14 protein-coding genes are annotated in these 17,002 nt (G+C 44.9%); 7 read left to right on the forward strand and 7 right to left on the reverse strand.

Annotation, left to right across the window (positions count from 1 at the left end; translation table 11 throughout):
* Positions 1–5: 5 nt before the first annotated feature.
* The 4 genes from BUQ91_RS15495 to BUQ91_RS03340 are packed head-to-tail and all read right to left on the reverse strand — an operon-like array spanning position 6 to position 2,768.
* The gene (locus BUQ91_RS15495) at positions 6–365 is read right to left on the reverse strand and encodes a hypothetical protein (RefSeq protein ID WP_139299680.1); all 360 of its coding nucleotides are present in this window, start codon (positions 363–365) and stop codon (positions 6–8) included.
* A 46-nt stretch (positions 366–411) separates the two neighbouring features.
* Positions 412–1,311, reverse strand: coding sequence for a hypothetical protein (locus BUQ91_RS03330; RefSeq protein ID WP_074208142.1), 900 nt, complete (start codon positions 1,309–1,311; stop codon positions 412–414).
* Entirely contained in the window at positions 1,311–1,724 is a 414-nt protein-coding gene (locus BUQ91_RS03335; protein WP_074208143.1) for a hypothetical protein, read from the reverse strand. The genes BUQ91_RS03330 and BUQ91_RS03335 overlap by 1 nt, the downstream gene beginning before the upstream one ends.
* Positions 1,725–1,736: 12 nt before the next feature.
* Positions 1,737–2,768 (reverse strand): hypothetical protein, encoded by a 1,032-nt coding sequence (locus BUQ91_RS03340; protein ID WP_139299681.1) that lies wholly within the window; start codon positions 2,766–2,768, stop codon positions 1,737–1,739.
* 241 nt (positions 2,769–3,009) lie between these two features.
* Here BUQ91_RS03340 and BUQ91_RS03345 point away from each other — a divergent pair, with 241 nt between their 5' ends.
* From BUQ91_RS03345 to BUQ91_RS03365, 6 genes are all read left to right on the forward strand, one after another.
* Positions 3,010–5,550, forward strand: a complete 2,541-nt coding sequence (locus tag BUQ91_RS03345; protein WP_072828261.1) for an NPCBM/NEW2 domain-containing protein — start codon at positions 3,010–3,012, stop codon at positions 5,548–5,550.
* Complete coding sequence (locus BUQ91_RS03350; protein WP_074208145.1) at positions 5,547–6,761, forward strand: glycosyltransferase; 1,215 nt, start codon at positions 5,547–5,549, stop codon at positions 6,759–6,761. The genes BUQ91_RS03345 and BUQ91_RS03350 overlap by 4 nt, the downstream gene beginning before the upstream one ends.
* 12 nt (positions 6,762–6,773) lie before the next feature.
* Positions 6,774–7,466 (forward strand): hypothetical protein, encoded by a 693-nt coding sequence (locus tag BUQ91_RS03355; RefSeq protein WP_074208146.1) that lies wholly within the window; start codon positions 6,774–6,776, stop codon positions 7,464–7,466.
* Positions 7,467–7,758: 292 nt separating this feature from the next.
* Positions 7,759–12,192, forward strand: a complete 4,434-nt coding sequence (locus tag BUQ91_RS03360) for an InlB B-repeat-containing protein (RefSeq protein ID WP_175566594.1) — start codon at positions 7,759–7,761, stop codon at positions 12,190–12,192.
* A gap of 34 nt (positions 12,193–12,226) precedes the next feature.
* Positions 12,227–12,358, forward strand: coding sequence for a hypothetical protein (locus tag BUQ91_RS15940; RefSeq protein WP_256375019.1), 132 nt, complete (start codon positions 12,227–12,229; stop codon positions 12,356–12,358).
* A gap of 116 nt (positions 12,359–12,474) precedes the next feature.
* Complete coding sequence (locus BUQ91_RS03365; protein WP_074208148.1) at positions 12,475–13,284, forward strand: tyrosine-protein phosphatase; 810 nt, start codon at positions 12,475–12,477, stop codon at positions 13,282–13,284.
* A gap of 59 nt (positions 13,285–13,343) precedes the next feature.
* Here the strand turns inward: BUQ91_RS03365 and BUQ91_RS03370 are convergent, their stop codons facing one another.
* Both BUQ91_RS03370 and BUQ91_RS03375 read right to left on the reverse strand, forming a co-directional pair.
* A complete protein-coding gene (locus BUQ91_RS03370) occupies positions 13,344–14,228 on the reverse strand; it encodes a phosphoribosylaminoimidazolesuccinocarboxamide synthase (protein WP_072828256.1) in 885 nt (294 codons plus the stop codon).
* 41 nt (positions 14,229–14,269) lie between these two features.
* Positions 14,270–14,557 carry a hypothetical protein gene (locus BUQ91_RS03375; protein ID WP_072828255.1) on the reverse strand — a complete coding sequence of 96 codons (288 nt, stop codon included), beginning with the start codon at positions 14,555–14,557 and terminating at the stop codon, positions 14,270–14,272.
* A 228-nt stretch (positions 14,558–14,785) separates the two neighbouring features.
* On the opposite strand from BUQ91_RS03375, the gene BUQ91_RS03380 reads away from it, so the two are divergent.
* Complete coding sequence (locus BUQ91_RS03380; RefSeq protein ID WP_074208149.1) at positions 14,786–16,273, forward strand: hypothetical protein; 1,488 nt, start codon at positions 14,786–14,788, stop codon at positions 16,271–16,273.
* 93 nt (positions 16,274–16,366) lie between these two features.
* On the opposite strand, the gene BUQ91_RS03385 is transcribed toward BUQ91_RS03380, so the two are convergent.
* Positions 16,367–16,978: an FISUMP domain-containing protein gene (locus tag BUQ91_RS03385; RefSeq protein ID WP_083579756.1), complete on the reverse strand. Its 612-nt coding sequence runs from the start codon at positions 16,976–16,978 to the stop codon at positions 16,367–16,369.
* Positions 16,979–17,002: the final 24 nt, after the last annotated feature.

The following is a 17,002-nucleotide window of genomic DNA, read 5'->3' on the forward strand; positions in this document are numbered from 1 at the left end:
TTTTTTTATTTATCTGGATCAATATAATACTTGGTAAAAAATTCGGTATCCTGAATCGAAAAATCTTTGTCTTGTTTGTCCTTGCATTTTAGAACATGACCTCCTTCGTCAACCAGACAAGAAACTCCATCATCACAATTGTAGAATATGGAGCATGTAGGTCCTGGTACATATGTACAGTTTTGACCGTTATCGTCCGGGGAAATACCATCTTCACAATAATAGCCGGCGACGCCATATTCGGGGCATTCTCCTGTAAAAGAACATGCGACCTGTTCTTTGCTGGATGTTGAATTATCGTTGCAACCGCCCCAGAAAAAGGCGGTCAGGGCGAGAGCTATTTTTTTCCAGTGTTTGTAGAACATGTTTAAGCTATATGTATTATGTTTTAGGGATTAGGAAAAATTTAATTTAATAATTGCGTTTTCCGTAATATTTTGCCTTAAATTCTTCTTCGGTGTATGTGACTTCATTCCCGTTTCCATCGGTACATCTAACAGTTTTGTTTGTGCTGTCCCAACATTCAGCGCCGTCTTCACAATTGTAGTTGTTAGAACATGTTGAATTTGTTCCATATACGGGACACATGGCTTCAATTTCACAAGCAATTTTTTTAGTGGTGTCAGAATTGCTCAGACATTTTTTGATTTTCTGCTGGATGACTTCTAGCTTTTCGTCGTAAATCTTTTGGCATTCTGCATCTAGAGCGGGCTTATTAGCTTCCCATTCTTCTTTCATTTGCAGATATTCTTGGTATTCTTTTGTCGGGCGTGTTGTGCCATCGCTGCAAACAGAATCTTTGGGAAAATTGACGGGGGCTCCGTACAGGGCAACGAAATCGTTAAGTTGCTGACGTAAATCCGCGAGACACTGAGGCGGCGTTAGCAATTCATTATGGATACTGTCCACTTTATTAAAGCCGGTGCGTTTAGCCCTTTCTTCAGCATTCATTTTGGCAATATCAGCTGAATAAGAGGGGGCATAATAGCTAATAGTTGAATCGCCTGGTACGCATGTTACTTTGGCAGAACTTGAACTTGCTGTTTGGGAACTAGAACTCAGAGCTTCGACGCTGGAACTTGATTCCTGTATGTTGCTGGAACTTAGCGCGTTGAATTCGGACGAACTGCTTCCCACTTCCGAGCTAGATTCGGGCGTAGCTTCGGATGAACTGCTTAATTCGGGGTCGCCACAGCCTTCTGGCGGGCAATATACGCCATACAGGGGTTGTGCGTCGTCTTCGTAGTGACACCCCGCCCATAAAAAGGCGGTAATCGTGAGTAGAAGTTTTTTCCAGTGCTTGTAGAACATTATTTCTTCTCCGGACAATTGATGGTGGGGTAGCATCCACCGACGGGTTGTTCGTTTCCATGTTCGTCTAAAACGAATCCGTCCACGCAAAGATCTTGTTCGCTGTATGTGCAGTTTGTAACACCGCACCCTATTGCGCCCGGCTTCTGCTGTGGAGCGAAAACTTCAACACCTGGGGGTAAATCGTTTGGCGCTAAATAGCTCTCGTAAATTCCCGGATGCCTTAAGTATTTATCTCCGTTTTCGCATTCAATGATGTCGAATGCTTTGCCTGCGTCGTTTACCGCAGTTGTGTTGTAGCATTGGGTCGAGATGCAACCATAACCGGCTACAGCATGGTCCTTGTTTTCACAACCACCCCACACAAAAGTGAGTGCCGAAAGAAATAGAAATTTTAAGAATTTGTATAACATGACGGTTATTTGTTAATCATCGCTTTGTTCGGAATTCAAGCAATCTTCGATTTCCTTATCGAGTTTCTCGGTTTCTTCCTTGTAAACTTCATTGTATTTTTCATCGTATTGGGGCTTTTTCTTTGCCTGTTCTTCGTCAAATTTTTGTTGTTCAAGGTATGATTCAGTTGGGTATGTTGTGCCGTCACTGCACTTGTATTGTCTTGGGATGGGGTTCCCTGGAGCTCCGTACAAAGCGACAAAACTTTCTTCTAGAGATTCCTGTATGTCTTCAAGGCATTTGGGAACGTCTTTGTCTTTGAATTGTTCCCTGATAATTTCACCGATTTTCCCAGAACCTTCCCATTTAGCTCGGTCGGTGGCGTTAGATATGGCTTGGCGTTCCGTGTATTTTTCTGAACGATTGTAGTAAAAAAACGAGGTTGGATCTAGACTGCATGTAACTTGACTGCTAGAACTTTGTTCGGTGCTGCTGGAACTTGCGGGCTTTGTGGTGTATTTCCTATCGTAGCGTGTGCGGAATTCGGCCTCGTTATATTTGACTCCATCACAGTCGTAAGTCTTTTCGGAGACATAAACAATGCCATAATCGGGGCAAGCTACGGCTCCCTTGAGGTCGCCGTCGTCGATTGGTGTACATGGTAAGGGTTCACCGGCTTTAAGCACTTCGTGTTCCTTGCAGTTGACACCGTCATCGCAAATGAGTTTTGTTACGTTGACTTCGCCGTTTGTTTTGACGCCCTTACCGTCTTCGTAACAAGTGACTCGGCTGTAAACACCATATGCTGGCATAATCTGCTCGAAGCTGCTGCTTGATTCGGCTATGCTAGACATAACCCCGTATAACGGAACACTGCTAGAAGCTGGTGCCACCACTGAAGAGCTGGATTGATTGTTGTCCGTAGAAGAACTGGATTGAGAGTCTGTAGAAGAACTTGACAGGTTGGCTCCGCTGCTGTCGACTGATGTTGGCGCATTATCGCAACTGTTCCAAAAGAAACTGGTCAGCGCTAGAGCGATTTTCTTCCAATGTTTGTAAAACATTTTTAACTCCTTTAAAATTCTCTATAAATCCTCTTTAAGAATATAAACAAAATAGATTTGATTTTCCACTGTTTTAGCGGTGATATGATTCAAATTTTTTTGAATTTTATGAAAAAAAGAGAGTTTTTGGGGCGAGGTGTATTATATAGAACATTCGGACTAAAATGCTGAAGATTTATTCGTTGTGCTCGCCAAAACCCTTAAAATCTTGTGCAAAAAATAATGTTATATTTAATGCACTATGAAAAAAGAACAGTTAGGAAGGGATGGTGTGAAGCAGAAATCTTTGCGTCAGTCCTTTATGGAATGGAAAAATTCCCTTCAATGGGATAAGCCTCAAAATGTCATGTTGGTGGTTACAGTAGCTGTACTTGTATCCGCTTTCCTTATATTCAATAACTTATCCGTGTCGTATGCACGCCATTGGGATATCGAGTGGGGTTATTACTCCATTCTTGTCACGTTCCTTTTGCTTGTGGCGGGGATTGTCGTCAATGCTCCGTTTGTTGCAAAAAATGTGAAGGCGTTCTTGCCGAGCGGCAAAAGTTTTTGTGGACTTGCTCTTTTGCTCATCGTCTTCTCGGTGTTCACCTTCGGAAACATCGGCAATACGCATCGAGTCTTGAGCGACGAGACAAGCTGGGAATCGATGGGACTCCAGATGTATTTCCAGCATACAGGCGGTGTCTGTAACGAAGGCATTTGGACCGATGGCGTTTTGGATTGCAAGACGGAAGTGAACAACTTCAAGGGAAAGGCTCTTGGATTTGTCTATTCGCTTGTGTTCAATTTCATGGAACCGAATCGCGATTCCGCCTTGATGGTGAACTATCCGTTCTATATCTTGAGCTTAATCGCTTTCTTCCTAGCGCTTTGCAAATGGTTTAAGAGCGATAAACTTGCGCTTGCGGCAACGGCGTTTTTAGGCGGTATGCCGATTTACTTGTTGCAGTCGCGTTCCGCATCGACCGAAGTCCTGTATATTCTTTTGCTTGCGGTTCTGATGGCATGGTATGCTTTTGTGCCGACGAACAAGGTCACGTGGAAGCATTTCCTTTTGACGGTTCCGCTGCTTGGATTTTTTGCACAGACCCGCCAAGAAACGGTGTTTGCGTTTATCCCGTTCGCGCTTTACTATTACCGCTATTTCCTTGAAAAGTCTTACCGCTTGCCGGCATTTGTTGCATCGGTCATTATTGTAAGCTGGCCTTCGATCAATACGATGGCTGCGTATCGCGGCTATGATTTCCAGGGTGGCACGCATGCGGCTCATTCGCTTGAAAATTTCTGGTTCAACTTGAAGACAAACATCGAAGTCATGATGAACCTCAAGACGGATGCTTCGTTTGGCGGTATCATGGAAAATCCGTTCTACACGACGTTTACCGTGATTTTGCTTGCTTCGACGGTGTGGCTCCTGTTCCGCATGATTTACTCTCGCCGTTACGTGCGCGGTTTTATTCTTGGCATCACGTTCTGCGTGCAGATTTTCGTGATTCTCTTGAATGTGTCCGGTACGTTTACGATTGACATTAACCAGCGTTATGTGCTTGTGGCGCTCCCGCTGTTTGCGCTTTTGATGGCGCTTGGCCTTTATGATGCGCTCACGTTTACGACTAAGATGAAAAATGACGCTGCGGCAAAAATTGTTGCCGGTGCGGCATGCATTTTGTCGATTGGGCTCATGGTTTACCATGCCCCGAGCTACAGATCGAACATGCTTTATTACAAGAACAAGCTTTTGGCCGAAGAAGACTTCTTGAATACGGAACTTGCGAAGTATCCTAAAAATTCCGTGTTTATTTATGCAAGACCTTGGCAGATGCTTGCTTCTGGACATACTTCGTTTAGCGAAAGTTCGTTCAAGAGCTGGAGTACTGAAACATTTGCGGAATGGTTGCAGAAATCGGGCGGAAATATTTATCTCGTTCGTGGTCAGGATGGCTATGGCAAGGTGAATCGCGCAAGCCGCGTCGTTGGTTTCAAGACGACTGACCAGATTGACGATATCCTCAATGATTTCAAGAACGAACGTGTGTTGATGAACGCCAAAGATTTCGGCTACGGACTTGCTATTTACAAGATCCTTTCGAAGAAGGGCGTGTCGCATTATGCTCAAAACTTCATGGTGACCGAAGAATCGAACGGAATGATTGTCGTGAACAAACGCTTCCCGGAATCGATTGCTTGCGATTACAAGGTGAACGATAAGGATCAAGGCGAAATGCTTGTCTCGAACAACGCCGATACGTTGCTTCTTGATTCTGCAAAAATTCGCCCGGGTATGAATCGAGTTGTTTTGAGCTGCTCCATGCCAGATGAAGATACGCTTGTAACGTACAGGGATTTCTTTATCGAAGGTGAAAAAGTGGCGCTTCTCTCCAGACTTAAAATGCAGACTTTTGTCCAGGAATGGGGTGAACCGCAGATGGATGCAACGGTGGAACATCACAAGTTGACTCTTGATGGAGAACCGTTCCGTTATGGCGTTGGTAGCCATGCAAATTCGTCTCTGATGTATTCGCTCTCTCGCAATTACGATTGGTTCTACGCTGTTATTGGTGTTGATGATGAAAGTGCTTGCGGCGATGGCGCCTACTTTGCTGTGGAAGCGGATGGCCGTGAAATCTATCGTTCCAAGAAACTTTATACAACGGACAAGGAACGTCTGAAACTCAATATCAAGGGCGCAAAATCGCTTAATTTGCGTGTGTTGATGGGCGATAACAAGGATTGCGACCATGGCGATTGGGCGCACGCCTGGCTTGAGGCTGAAAATTGAAAGTCCTTGTAGCACCGCTAGATTGGGGTCTTGGGCATGCAACGCGTTGTGTGCCCGTTATCCGCGAGTTCTTGCGGGCGGGAGCTGAGGTTGAACTCGCTGTAGTCAAGGCGAACGCGAATTTCTTCCGTGAAGTATTTCCGGAACTTCGACAGCGCTTGGCTCCAAGTTATAACATCGTATATCCGAAACACGGCTACAACATGGCGCTTTGGCTGCTCAAGAACAGCATGCACTTGAATTCAGTCATGCGTTATGAACACCATTTTGCCGAAGAAATGGTCGACCGTCATGGTTACGATGTGCTATTTTCGGACAATCGTTTTGCGTTCTATTCCAAGAGGGCTTATAGCATTTACATGACGCACCAGCGTCGAATTGCGTTCCCGCGTTCTTTTGCCGCGTTTGAACGAGTCGGTGTGATGTGGCATGCCAATATTATGCGTAAGTTCGATGAAGTCTGGGTTCCCGACATGGAAATTTTCCCGGGCTACGCGGGTTCGCTTTCTCATTCGGGGGCGACTCCGGGCGACAAGCCCCTTCGTTACGTGGGGCCGCTTTCGAGATTTTCAGAGAAAACTTTGCCTGCAGTGCAGAGAAAATCGCCGATTCCAGAAAATGTCGATCTCGAAAAAGATGTCGACTTGATGAGCGTGTCTGAGTTTATGGCGCGTTCTGCGAACGTGGAATGGAATGTCTCTGATGCATCGATGGATGCTAAAAAATCTGCGCGGTACAAGGTCGTGGCTGTTGTGTCGGGCGTGGAACCTGCACGCACGCAGTTTGAATTGCAGTTGCGCGAAGCGCTTTTGAAAATTCCTGGCCGCCACATGATGATTCTAGGGAAGCCCTCTGCGGGTTATAAGACGTGGACCGAAGGAAATATCGAGTTCCATACGCATTTGGCAACGCCAGAATTTGCAGATGCCGTGCGAAGTGCCGATTATGTGGTGAGCAGAGGCGGGTACAGCACGGTGATGGACATGGCAGAACTTGGTGCAAAATGTATTTTTGTTCCGACTCCAGGGCAGTTTGAACAGATTGTCCTTGCGCATGATTTGTCGAAGGCTGGCTATGCTGTAGAAATCAAGGCGGACCAGTTGAACGCCGATACGCTTGTCAAGTCTTTTGAATCTTGTGTCAAAATGCCGAAGCTTGGAAATTCAAATTTGCTTCGCTCGGCTGTCGAAAATATTGCTCGAATTATTTAAAGAGAGATGTCTATGAACCAGTTTGTCCTTGCGTTCCCGATTCCTGTAGCTGTTGATGAAATTTTTGCGATTACCGAAAATGTCAAGGTTGCCGCTGATGCAAAAACGGTGATGATTCCCGGATGCAGCGTGCTTTTTAATGTTGTGCGCCAGCCGGCTTCGGCTGATGTTCTGGACATCTTCAAGGAACACTGCGAATTGACCGCCGAAGAAGAACAATCGCTCTCTGCTCATAAATCGCTGTTGTTCTTGCTCGGAAACGTAAAGAGCATGAACGATGTCGAAATGGTGAATGTTGCCGTTTTGAAGATGTTTACTGCAGGTGCCGTAGGCGTTTATATGCAACAGTCGGGAACCGCTTGGACTGCAAATGAATTCCGAGATACGTTAGGTTCTGGCGAATATCCGATGGATGCGTGGATTAACATTATCGAAGGCGAGGATGATAAGACCCTCTATACGCTTGGACTTGCTACGTTCTCGCTTCCGGATTTGTGTATCTCGACTACAATCGAAGACCCGGAAGAAGCGCTGTTGATGGCTGCGGATAGCTTGTTCGGTGACGGGATCCCGGCAAAGTCGGGGAGTGTCATTGATTGGGGCGAGGGTGAAAAGTATGTGCTTCGCCAAGAACTCAAGGGCCTGTTCTCTAAAGACGCTCCTGAATACAATAAGCAAGGTTTGCTTAGAATTTTGAAAAAATAATAATGCTTATAACCCAAATGGGCTATGGGAGTATTATAGATTTTTGTCTAAATTTGCGTTTGTATGTTAAAAAACGCAACATTTTATATTTCTGAACAGTTGTTTTTCACACAACTGCTTAGCTTTTCTTACAAGTGTTGTAAAAATTGTCCTGTCGGTATTCCGTCGGGCTTATTTGTTTTTTAACGATAAAGAAGGAATGCAAAAAATGAATAATTTAAATGTATTTAAAAAGGTGCGAATAGGTTTAATCCTACTCGTGATGTTTTTAATCTCTTCAACCGCATGGGCCGTGCCTACCCCTTCTCCTGTCAAGTACATTGACGAGAATGGCGATGTACAGGAAATTTCGAAGTATACCGAAGTGGCTGTTAATGATGACGGGGCCCTTAATATTAAGGGTAGTGGTTGGTATGTGGTCAAAGGCTCGATTTATGCAACGAAGGCCGTCAATATCTTCACCGATGTAAACCTAGTTCTTACCGATGGCTCGGAACTTACCATTGATATTTCTGCTGATGGTACAGAAGACCAAACTGTTTTCAATGTTGGTCGATTGGCTATTTATAGTCAAGAGGATCAATCGGGTACATTGACTTTAGAAAGTAGTGCTAATGTTGAAACTTCCTATGGTATTGCTGCTTTTGGGGATGTGATTATTGCGGGTGGTTATGTAAAATCAACCGCAAGATATGCAATATATACTGTAGGAAATACAACAATTAGAATTATTCGTGGTACTGTTTCTGTGGACGCACCAGCAAAAGTAATTGGCTCTAAAGGCCTTGATAGTAAAAACATAATCATTGATGGGGGTAGAATATTTGCTAACAGTACTGCTGGCTCTGGTTTTTTCGCTGAAAATAATCTTTCTATTAATGGTGGCTATATAGATATTACGGGCAAGGACAATGGTTGCTTTGCTAGAAATGATTTCTTTATGACGGATGGTTCAATTAAAATACAAGCGGCAAATAATGGCATTGATTCCTATAATGGCAATATCTATATTTCTGGAGGCTCTATAGATGCGACCGTTTCACATTATCAAGGCACGGGTCTTTTTGCGAATAAAGGAAAAATCGTTGTTTCCGGTGGCTCTATAGACTTATCTGTACGGCAGTATATTAATGGAATTTCTGCAAAAGATTCTCTAGTTCTCGGATGGACGAATACCTACGATTATATCAAATCTTCGGGTTTCTCTAGTGGCAAGGCTGTTGTTGTTGGTGCTTATGACAAGGATGGAGCGCTCGTGCTTAATAGCATATCGTTCAAGGACGAAGAAGGCAATGGGTACACCGGCGATATTACTGGAAATCTTAAAGAAATCCAAAACAAGAAGCTTACACCGGCTTTTAAGATTGCTTTTGAAACTGGCGATGAAAATGTGGTTGTCGATCCGCTGTTTGTTGGTGTCTACGGAACATCGACAAAACCTGCAGACCCAAAACGCAATGGCTATAAGTTTGTAGGCTGGTACACCGATAAAGATTTTAAGACGGAATTTGACTGGAATGAAAAAATTTCACAGGATATTACGGTGTATGCCAAATGGAAAAAAGAGTTGCCTCCTGTCAAGTATCTTGATGAAAATGGCGAGACGAAGACTATTACAGATTACATCGAGCTTGTCGGTGACGAATCTCCGGACGATCCGATGTTCAAGAATGGCGGCTGGTTTGTGGTCAAGGGCGAAGTGACGTATGATGAAGCCCAGGGGCATTATTTGCCGTTCGAGTTGCAAATTGACAAAAATTGGAACCGTTTGGGACCGGATGTCAACCTGATTCTTGCAGATGGTGCCAAGCTGACTGCGAAGAATGAGGATTACGATATGTCGTTTAGGAATCTGGCCGTCTATGCCCAGAGCACTGGCGAAAATATGGGAAAGTTCGAGGTCTATGCGAAAAATAGCACCGCTATAGATGTATTTAATGCATTTACCGTTTATGGAGGCTCTGTCAAGGCTCATTCATTTGAAGAATATGAGTATGGTATTTGGGCTGGTTCAGTCACGGTTAACGGTGGTATAGTCGATGCTGCTGGTATTACTTATGGTATTTATGCTGGCGATAGGAAAGTTATCGTCAATGGCGGTTCTGTTACCGCAGCTGGTTTCAGTGGAATTTTTGGTTATGAAGGAATCGAAATTAACGGAGGCGATGTCGATGCGACCGCGACAGGAGTTTCCGATGAAAACAATTTCAGTTATGCTATTGGTTCTTGGTATGATGTTAATGTAAATGGAGGCTCTCTTACTGTACATGCCAAAGACAAAAGCAGTTATGGCGTGTTTGTGAGTGGCTCTGTAGCACATTTAAATGCTGGTGAGGTCATTGCCGATGGTGAAGGTAGTGGCATTGCTGCACGACCCTCATGTTCGTCTTCTGGTGTTGAACTTGCTGGGGCTACCGTCACGACTAACCGCTATACTTATATTGATGATTTGAGGTCTAAAAGTGGTTTCTTTGTTAAAGTTGCGAATGACGTTCTCTATACCGATGGCGAAGGCAATGTCTTTGAAGGTTCCATTTTTAAATGGGATGATTTGGTTGGTGAGTTTATTGACAAGCTTGACGTTGTCGCTGGCAAAACCCTCACTCCAGTTTATAAGATTTCTTTTGAAACAGGCGATGAAAATATTTCTATTGAGTCTCAAAAACTTGCTGCTGGTACAACCCCGACCAAACCTGCAGACCCAAAACGCAATGGCTATAAGTTTGTAGGCTGGTACACCGATAAAGATTTTAAGACGGAATTTGACTGGAATGAAAAGATTTCACAGGATATTACGGTGTATGCCAAATGGAAAAAAGAGTTGCCTCCTGTCGAGTATCTTGACGAAAATGGCGAGACGAAGACTATTACAGATTACATCGAGCTTACCGGTGACGAATCTCCGGACGATCCGATGTTCAAGAATGGCGGCTGGTTTGTGGTCAAGGGCGAAGTGACGTATGATGAAGCCCAGGGGAATTATTTGCCGTTCGAGTTGCAAATTGACAAAAATTGGAACCGTTTGGGACCGGATGTCAACCTGATTCTTGCAGATGGTGCCAAGCTGACTGCGAAGAATGAGGATTACTATATGTCGTTTAGGAATCTGGCCGTCTATGCCCAGAGCACTGGCGAAAATATGGGAAAGTTCGAGGTCTATGCGGAAAATAGCACCGCTATAGATGTATTTAATGCATTTACCGTTTATGGCGGCTCTGTCAAGGCTGTTTCGGAAAACAGTGATGGTATTAGTGCTGGTTCAGTCACGGTTCACGGTGGTATAGTCGATGCTGCTGGTACTTCTTCAGCTGAATATTCAGGTTTTGGTATTTATGCTAGCGATGAGAACGTTATCGTCAATGGCGGTTCTGTTACCGCAGCTGGTTTCAGAGGAATTTTGGGTTCTAGAGGAATCGAAATTAACGGAGGCGATGTCGATGCGACCGCGACAGGAGTTTCCGATGAATACAATTTCAGTTATGCTATTGGTTCTTGGTATGATGTTAATGTAAATGGAGGCTCTCTTACTGTACATGCCAAAGACAAAAGCAGTTATGGCGTGTATGTGAGTGGCTCTGTAGCACATTTAAATGCTGGTGAGGTCTTTGCCGATGGTGAAGGTAGTGGCTTTGCTGCACGACCCTCATGTTCGTCTTCTGGTGTTGAACTTGCTGGGGCTACCGTCACGACTAACCGCTATACTTATATTGATGATTTGGGGCCTAAAAGTGATTTCTTTGTTAAAGTAGCCGTAAATGTTCTCTACACCGATGGCGAAGGCAATGTTTTTGAAGGTTCCATTTTTAAATGGGATGATTTGGTTGGTGAGTTTATTGACAAGCTTGACGTTGTCGCTGGCAAAACGTTGCGTCCGGTCAAGCCGAATATCGTCGTTACACAAGATGGTGAGGGTAAGATCCATGCCGAAATCAACGGAAACTACATCGGGGAAGATGATTTCATAATAACGGATAGAATTGAAGTTGACGAAGTGAAGTTTGAACGCGATTTTACGACCGAAGGCTATTCTACCATAGTGCTTCCGTTCAACATAAAGACTAGCCTTTTAGTTGGTGTTGATTCTGTTCTTTCGTTTAATGGCATTGTCTTGGATGAAAATAAAAAGAAGGCCGTGGCCATGCAGGTTGTATGGGAAAAATCAATGGAAGAAGTTGAATTGCGAGCTTACACTCCGTATATGATCAAGATGAGCGACAAGTCTCTTGAAATTCTTGGCTCTGTAGTCTTGGAAACGACTCGCGATGCCGTTACCGAAAAGGATGGCTGGGAATTCCGTGGAACATATTCTTTCATGAAGTGGACCGAGGACAGTCCGGATTTGGGCCGAGTCTATGGCTTTGCCGCTTCTTCTGAAGGTGACGTGTCTGTAGGTCAGTTTGTTAAAGTCGCTGCTGGGGCCAGTATCCGTCCGCTGCGTGCTTACTTGATTCACAATGTGCCGAGCATGGTTCGCGCTAATGGCTACTATGCGAACCGCAACGTGGCTTCTATAAAGGATGAACTTCCGGAACAGATGAATTTGGTCATTGTGGGTAAAGACAAGAACGGCGAAGAACACACGACTGTCATTGGCCAGTTCAATACCCGCAGTGGAGAATTCCGTGCGAATAGCGTAAAGCGCGTGTACGACCTCAAGGGGCGTTCTGTGAACAAGGATGCTCGAAAGGTACGTGGTGCCTATTATGGAAAAAATTTACTACATTAACCCCCAAACCTTAAACAATTGAATACAAAAGAATATGAAAAAAGAACAAGAACAGAAAAAAGAATACACATCTCCCGAGATGAAAATTGTTGAATTGCGTCATGAACTCAACTTGATGCAAGGAAGCGGTTCTGAACCACCTCCTTGGAGTGACCAGCTCGGCTAGTCTATTGTAAGGACTGTGTAAACCCCGAAAGTTTTTAAGACTTTCGGGGTTTTTACGTATATGGATTTTGAAAATGGAATCGATTTCATTATATTAGTATCGTAAAAGGGGATTTTATGGCAAATATTTTGAAGTTTGAATGTATCGATAACGCTAGACAACTTGGAGGCATCTTGGCGGGGGGCCGTTGTGTCAAGCATAATAAACTTTTTCGCAGTAGCAACTTGTCTAAGGCGACTGAACATGATTTGCACCGTCTGCGCGACGAGTTTGGCGTTCATCAGGTGATTGATTTCCGTTCTGATTTTGAGTATATGCGCAAGCCGGATAAACTGCTTGATGGAATGCAGTCCATTTTGATTCCCGTTCTTGACGAATCCATGCATGGCGATGCGTTTAACAAGGATCAGGTGGTGCCTGCAACGGGTGTTGACTTTATGGAGTTCCTTTTTGGAATTGCTCGCCATCCGATTGCAAAGACGTTGAAAGACAAACTTTATAATTATTTTGTCGAAAGCAATTATGCACATCGGCAGTACAGAACGTTCTTCGAAACTGTGCTTGCGCAAAAAGGGGCGCCTGTTCTGTGGCATTGCACGTCGGGCAAGGATCGCTGCGGCTTTGGTGCGGTATTGATGCTTGCTGCTCTCGGGGCCGACGATAACGCTATTCTAGACGATTACGCGGAATCCGAAAACTCGTACCGCAAGCCGCTTGAAGCGATGACCGCCAAAGGTCGTGCATCGGGAATGACGGATGAACAGCTCGATATTCTACACTTCTTGGTGAGTGTCAAACGCGAGTATATGGAAACCCCGGTAAAGCGAATTAATCAGGAATATGGATCGCTACTGAACTTTATACAGAAAAAAATCGGGGTGACACAGGCTCAGATTGAATCCCTGCGGAAATACTATTTGGAGTAAACGAAAAAACGCAAGCAAGGTGCTTGCGTTTTTTAATGCCGTTTTCGTAACTAGAACGATTACAGTTCCGGTTGCTTGCCGGTGAGGCGCACGAAGATTTCTTCGTACTTGGCGAGCGTGTTCTTCACGACATCTGCCGGAATTTCCGGACCCGGGTAGGTCTTGCCCCAGTCGAGAGTTTCGAGCCAGTCACGAACGTACTGCTTGTCGAAGCTTTCCTGGTTCTTGCCGACCTGGTACTTGTCTGCCGGCCAGTAACGGCTGGAGTCCGGAGTGAGCACTTCGTCGATGAGGATGGTTTCGCCATCGATTTCACCGAATTCGAACTTGGTGTCAGCGAGGATGATGCCCTTGGAGGCAGCGTAGTCGCGAGCCTTCGTGTAGATGTCGAGGGACATGTCGCGGAGCGTCGTTGCGACCTTTTCGCCAACGATATCGAAAGTCTGTTCGAAGCTGATGTTTTCGTCGTGACCAACGTCGGGCTTGGTGCTCGGCGTGTAGAGCGGCTTTTCGAGTTTCTGGCAGAGCTGCAGGCCTTCGGGGAGAACGTGACCGCAGATCTTACCGGTCTTCTGGTAGTCCTTCCAGCCAGAACCCACGATATAACCGCGCACGATGCATTCGACGGAGTGGCGGTGAGCCTTCTTCACGATCATGGAGCGACCGCGGAGGTAGTCGGCGTGCTTCTTGAGCACAGCCGGGTATTCGTTCACGTCGGCGGTAATGAGGTGGTTCTTCATGCCTAGGTGCTGGAACCAGAACAGCGAAAGCTGGTTGAGGATTTTGCCCTTACCAGGAATCGGGGTGGGGAGCACCACGTCAAAAGCGGAAAGACGGTCGCTAGCGACCATCAGGAAGCTGTCGCCGAGGTCGTACATGTCACGTACTTTACCTTGGTGGAACAGCGGAACTTCGGTAATGGGAGTATCAAATTTTAAGCTCATAGTGCAAGCAAATGTAGAAAAAGTAGCTGTTTGTAGCTAGTCTAAATCTTTCCAAAATCAATTTTATCATCGACTTTGATGTCTTCTTTTTCTTCGTAATGAAGCTTGGCCTCGGGCATTTCTCCCATATAGGTGCTTTCGGCGTTTTGTGGCGTGGGCATTTTGGTATTCATGTATGTCTGTGTATCGCGACCTTCGCGGACGAGCTGCTTTTCGTTGGCCGTGTTCCCGATTTCTATAGGTTGATAGCCACGTGGATCGGAGCTGGCGCATGCTTCAAAAATCAAAGATGTTGCAATAGTTGCTAAAAGTAATGCAATCTGTTTCATGATCCCTCCAAAAGTTTTTATACAAAATACGAAAAATTAAGGATGCATGAACAATGTGTGTGACTTTTTTTCCATATACAACACGATGTTGCATATAGAATATTTTTGTATAAAAATCTGTAAAAATCTGTATTTTTAATCAAAAATCTAAATTTTTGTTGCATAAAGTATTGACTTTGCAAAAAATAATGGTTATATTGGAAGTGTGAAAAGATAAAGGAGGTTCTTATGAAAAAGCTTTCGTTTTTTACTTGCTCTGCGTTTGCTGCGTTTATGTTTGCTGCTTGTAGCGATGATCCGGTGACGGGTGCTATTCCGCCAGCAGGGGGGAGCGGCCAAGGTGGCGGAACCGTGTTGGATTCCACGCGCAACATGTCTCTCAATTTAAAGGGCTGTTACGGTCATCCGTATGATGCCTTGATGAAAACTGCAGCGGATAATCCGAAGGCTTATCTGGTTGTCGATGAAGCTGGATATCATGTGGTGATTCTAAATATTACGGATGCTTGCGGCTATGCAAGTGTTGTGTTCAATAACCAGCGTGTGCTCGATACGCTTAAAGTCCAATTTGATGGTAGTCCGACAGATTGCATGTGCCTTACTGATGAATGGTTCGATATTGATCCGCTTGACGCCGACATCAAGTATTTTGTGTATCAACGCACTGTTTATGAAGTCGTGACTGAACCGCTCCCTGTAAGGAGTTCTTCGAGTGCAACAGTAGTCTCGTCTTCAAGCGAAATTGCGTTGTCGAGCGCGGTTGTGGAATCTTCTTCGTCCTCGACGCCCGCTTATTCTTCGTTTGTCGTTCCGGTTTTCTCGTCATCCTCGGTTCATGTTGAAAGTTCGTCTTCTGTTGCGCCGCCGGGCCCGACTCACCATATAATTACAGATGCTACTGCTCAGTGCAGTGCCAAAAGCCGCGTTGTTGATGATCCCTGGCTAGATGGCGCGACTCCAGTCCAAGCAATTAGGCCCAAAGATGAAGATTATGCACTTCCGCCGGTTGCCTTGCGTTATGCAGGTACGGAACGCACAAGCTTTAGCATAGAAAATATTTCATTTGCTTGTGATGTCACCATCGACACCTTGGATGTTTATGTGATTGGCGAAACTGTTTATGTGAATGCCAAAATGAATTATGATAATGCGAAACGTTGTCTCTGTGAGTCGAAGGTGAGTTTTGCTGTAGATAACGATCCAGGGTTTTGGCATGCTCGTTGGCTCGTTTTGGATGATGGTTCCAGTATAAATTTACAGAACAAAATGGATATTTACGACATGGATGTGATTACGATTGATGAAACCAAACCACGTCAAGAAGCGAAGAATGTTGTTGTTGTTTGCAAAAATGATAGACGTACTGCTGATTTATTGGGTTCGTCCAATGCTGTATTGTCCGATGTTCAAGACGTGGCTATGGATACGGCCTCGAATCGGTCAACAGCCTATATGGTTGATGATGGTGACGGCTTTGTTACTCTTCGTCTTGAAAATATTCAGTTGGGATGTGGTGTGAAAAATGCTGAATTTGAAGTTGTTGCGTACGAAGGTGTTTTGTATGTAAATTCGAAAAATACAGGAAGCTTGTATGCGACCAATTGTATTTGTCCGTCTCGCATTTCACTTCAGATAGAAAAGGATTCTCGTTTTACTGATGTTGATTATGTTGTCTTTGATAACGGGGGCTCTATTCCGTTGTATAAAACAAAATAAAAAATGATAGCAACTCCTTGGAAAAAAGGCTCTGTCCATCGGACAGGGCCTTTTCTATAAAGTCTGGATTTTCTACTTGCTAACTGCTGCTAGTTATTTCTCGATGCAACGGACGGAGAAAGCGTTGTTCTCTTCGATGGCGCGTTCCGCATAACGTTCGTTGTAACCGCCGATGGTCACGAAGTTTGCAATGTAAGTCGTTTCTTCGGTTGCGGTCCAGAAGAATGCGGATTTTTCCATGTCTTCGTAAGCGAAATGCGTGTCGCTTTTGCCAGACGCGTTGAATGATGATTTGGTTTCTTCGCAGTAAGGACTCCACATATCGTTGTTGCCGAAGCAGATGCGCTGGCCCGCTTGCTTGACTCTGAATCCGTTCTTCTTGCTAGAACCGAGATACTTGCTCAGGAAATTCCAGTCTTTGCGGTCGGGGAGTCTCCAGCCGGTAGGGCAGGCTTTCATTGCTGCCTTCCACGTGTAAAGTCGTCCGTACTTGTGGCAGTTCGTTTTGTCGTCGTTATAGCAGTAGCTGCCTTTTGTTGTCTTGTACGTGAGGTTCTCGGCTAGCCAGTTGTGGTTACCGATTTTGACAATCTTGTAAGTGTGTCCGTCACGCGGATCCTTGAACTTTTTCGCGGAAGCCTTTTTTGCGGGGGCGGCGACGGTGATGCATGCCGCCAAAAGCATAAATACTAAACCAATTCTCATAGAGGGAAATTTACAAATTTTATT

This window comes from Fibrobacter sp. UWB11 (assembly GCF_900143015.1).
Lineage (GTDB): Bacteria > Fibrobacterota > Fibrobacteria > Fibrobacterales > Fibrobacteraceae > Fibrobacter.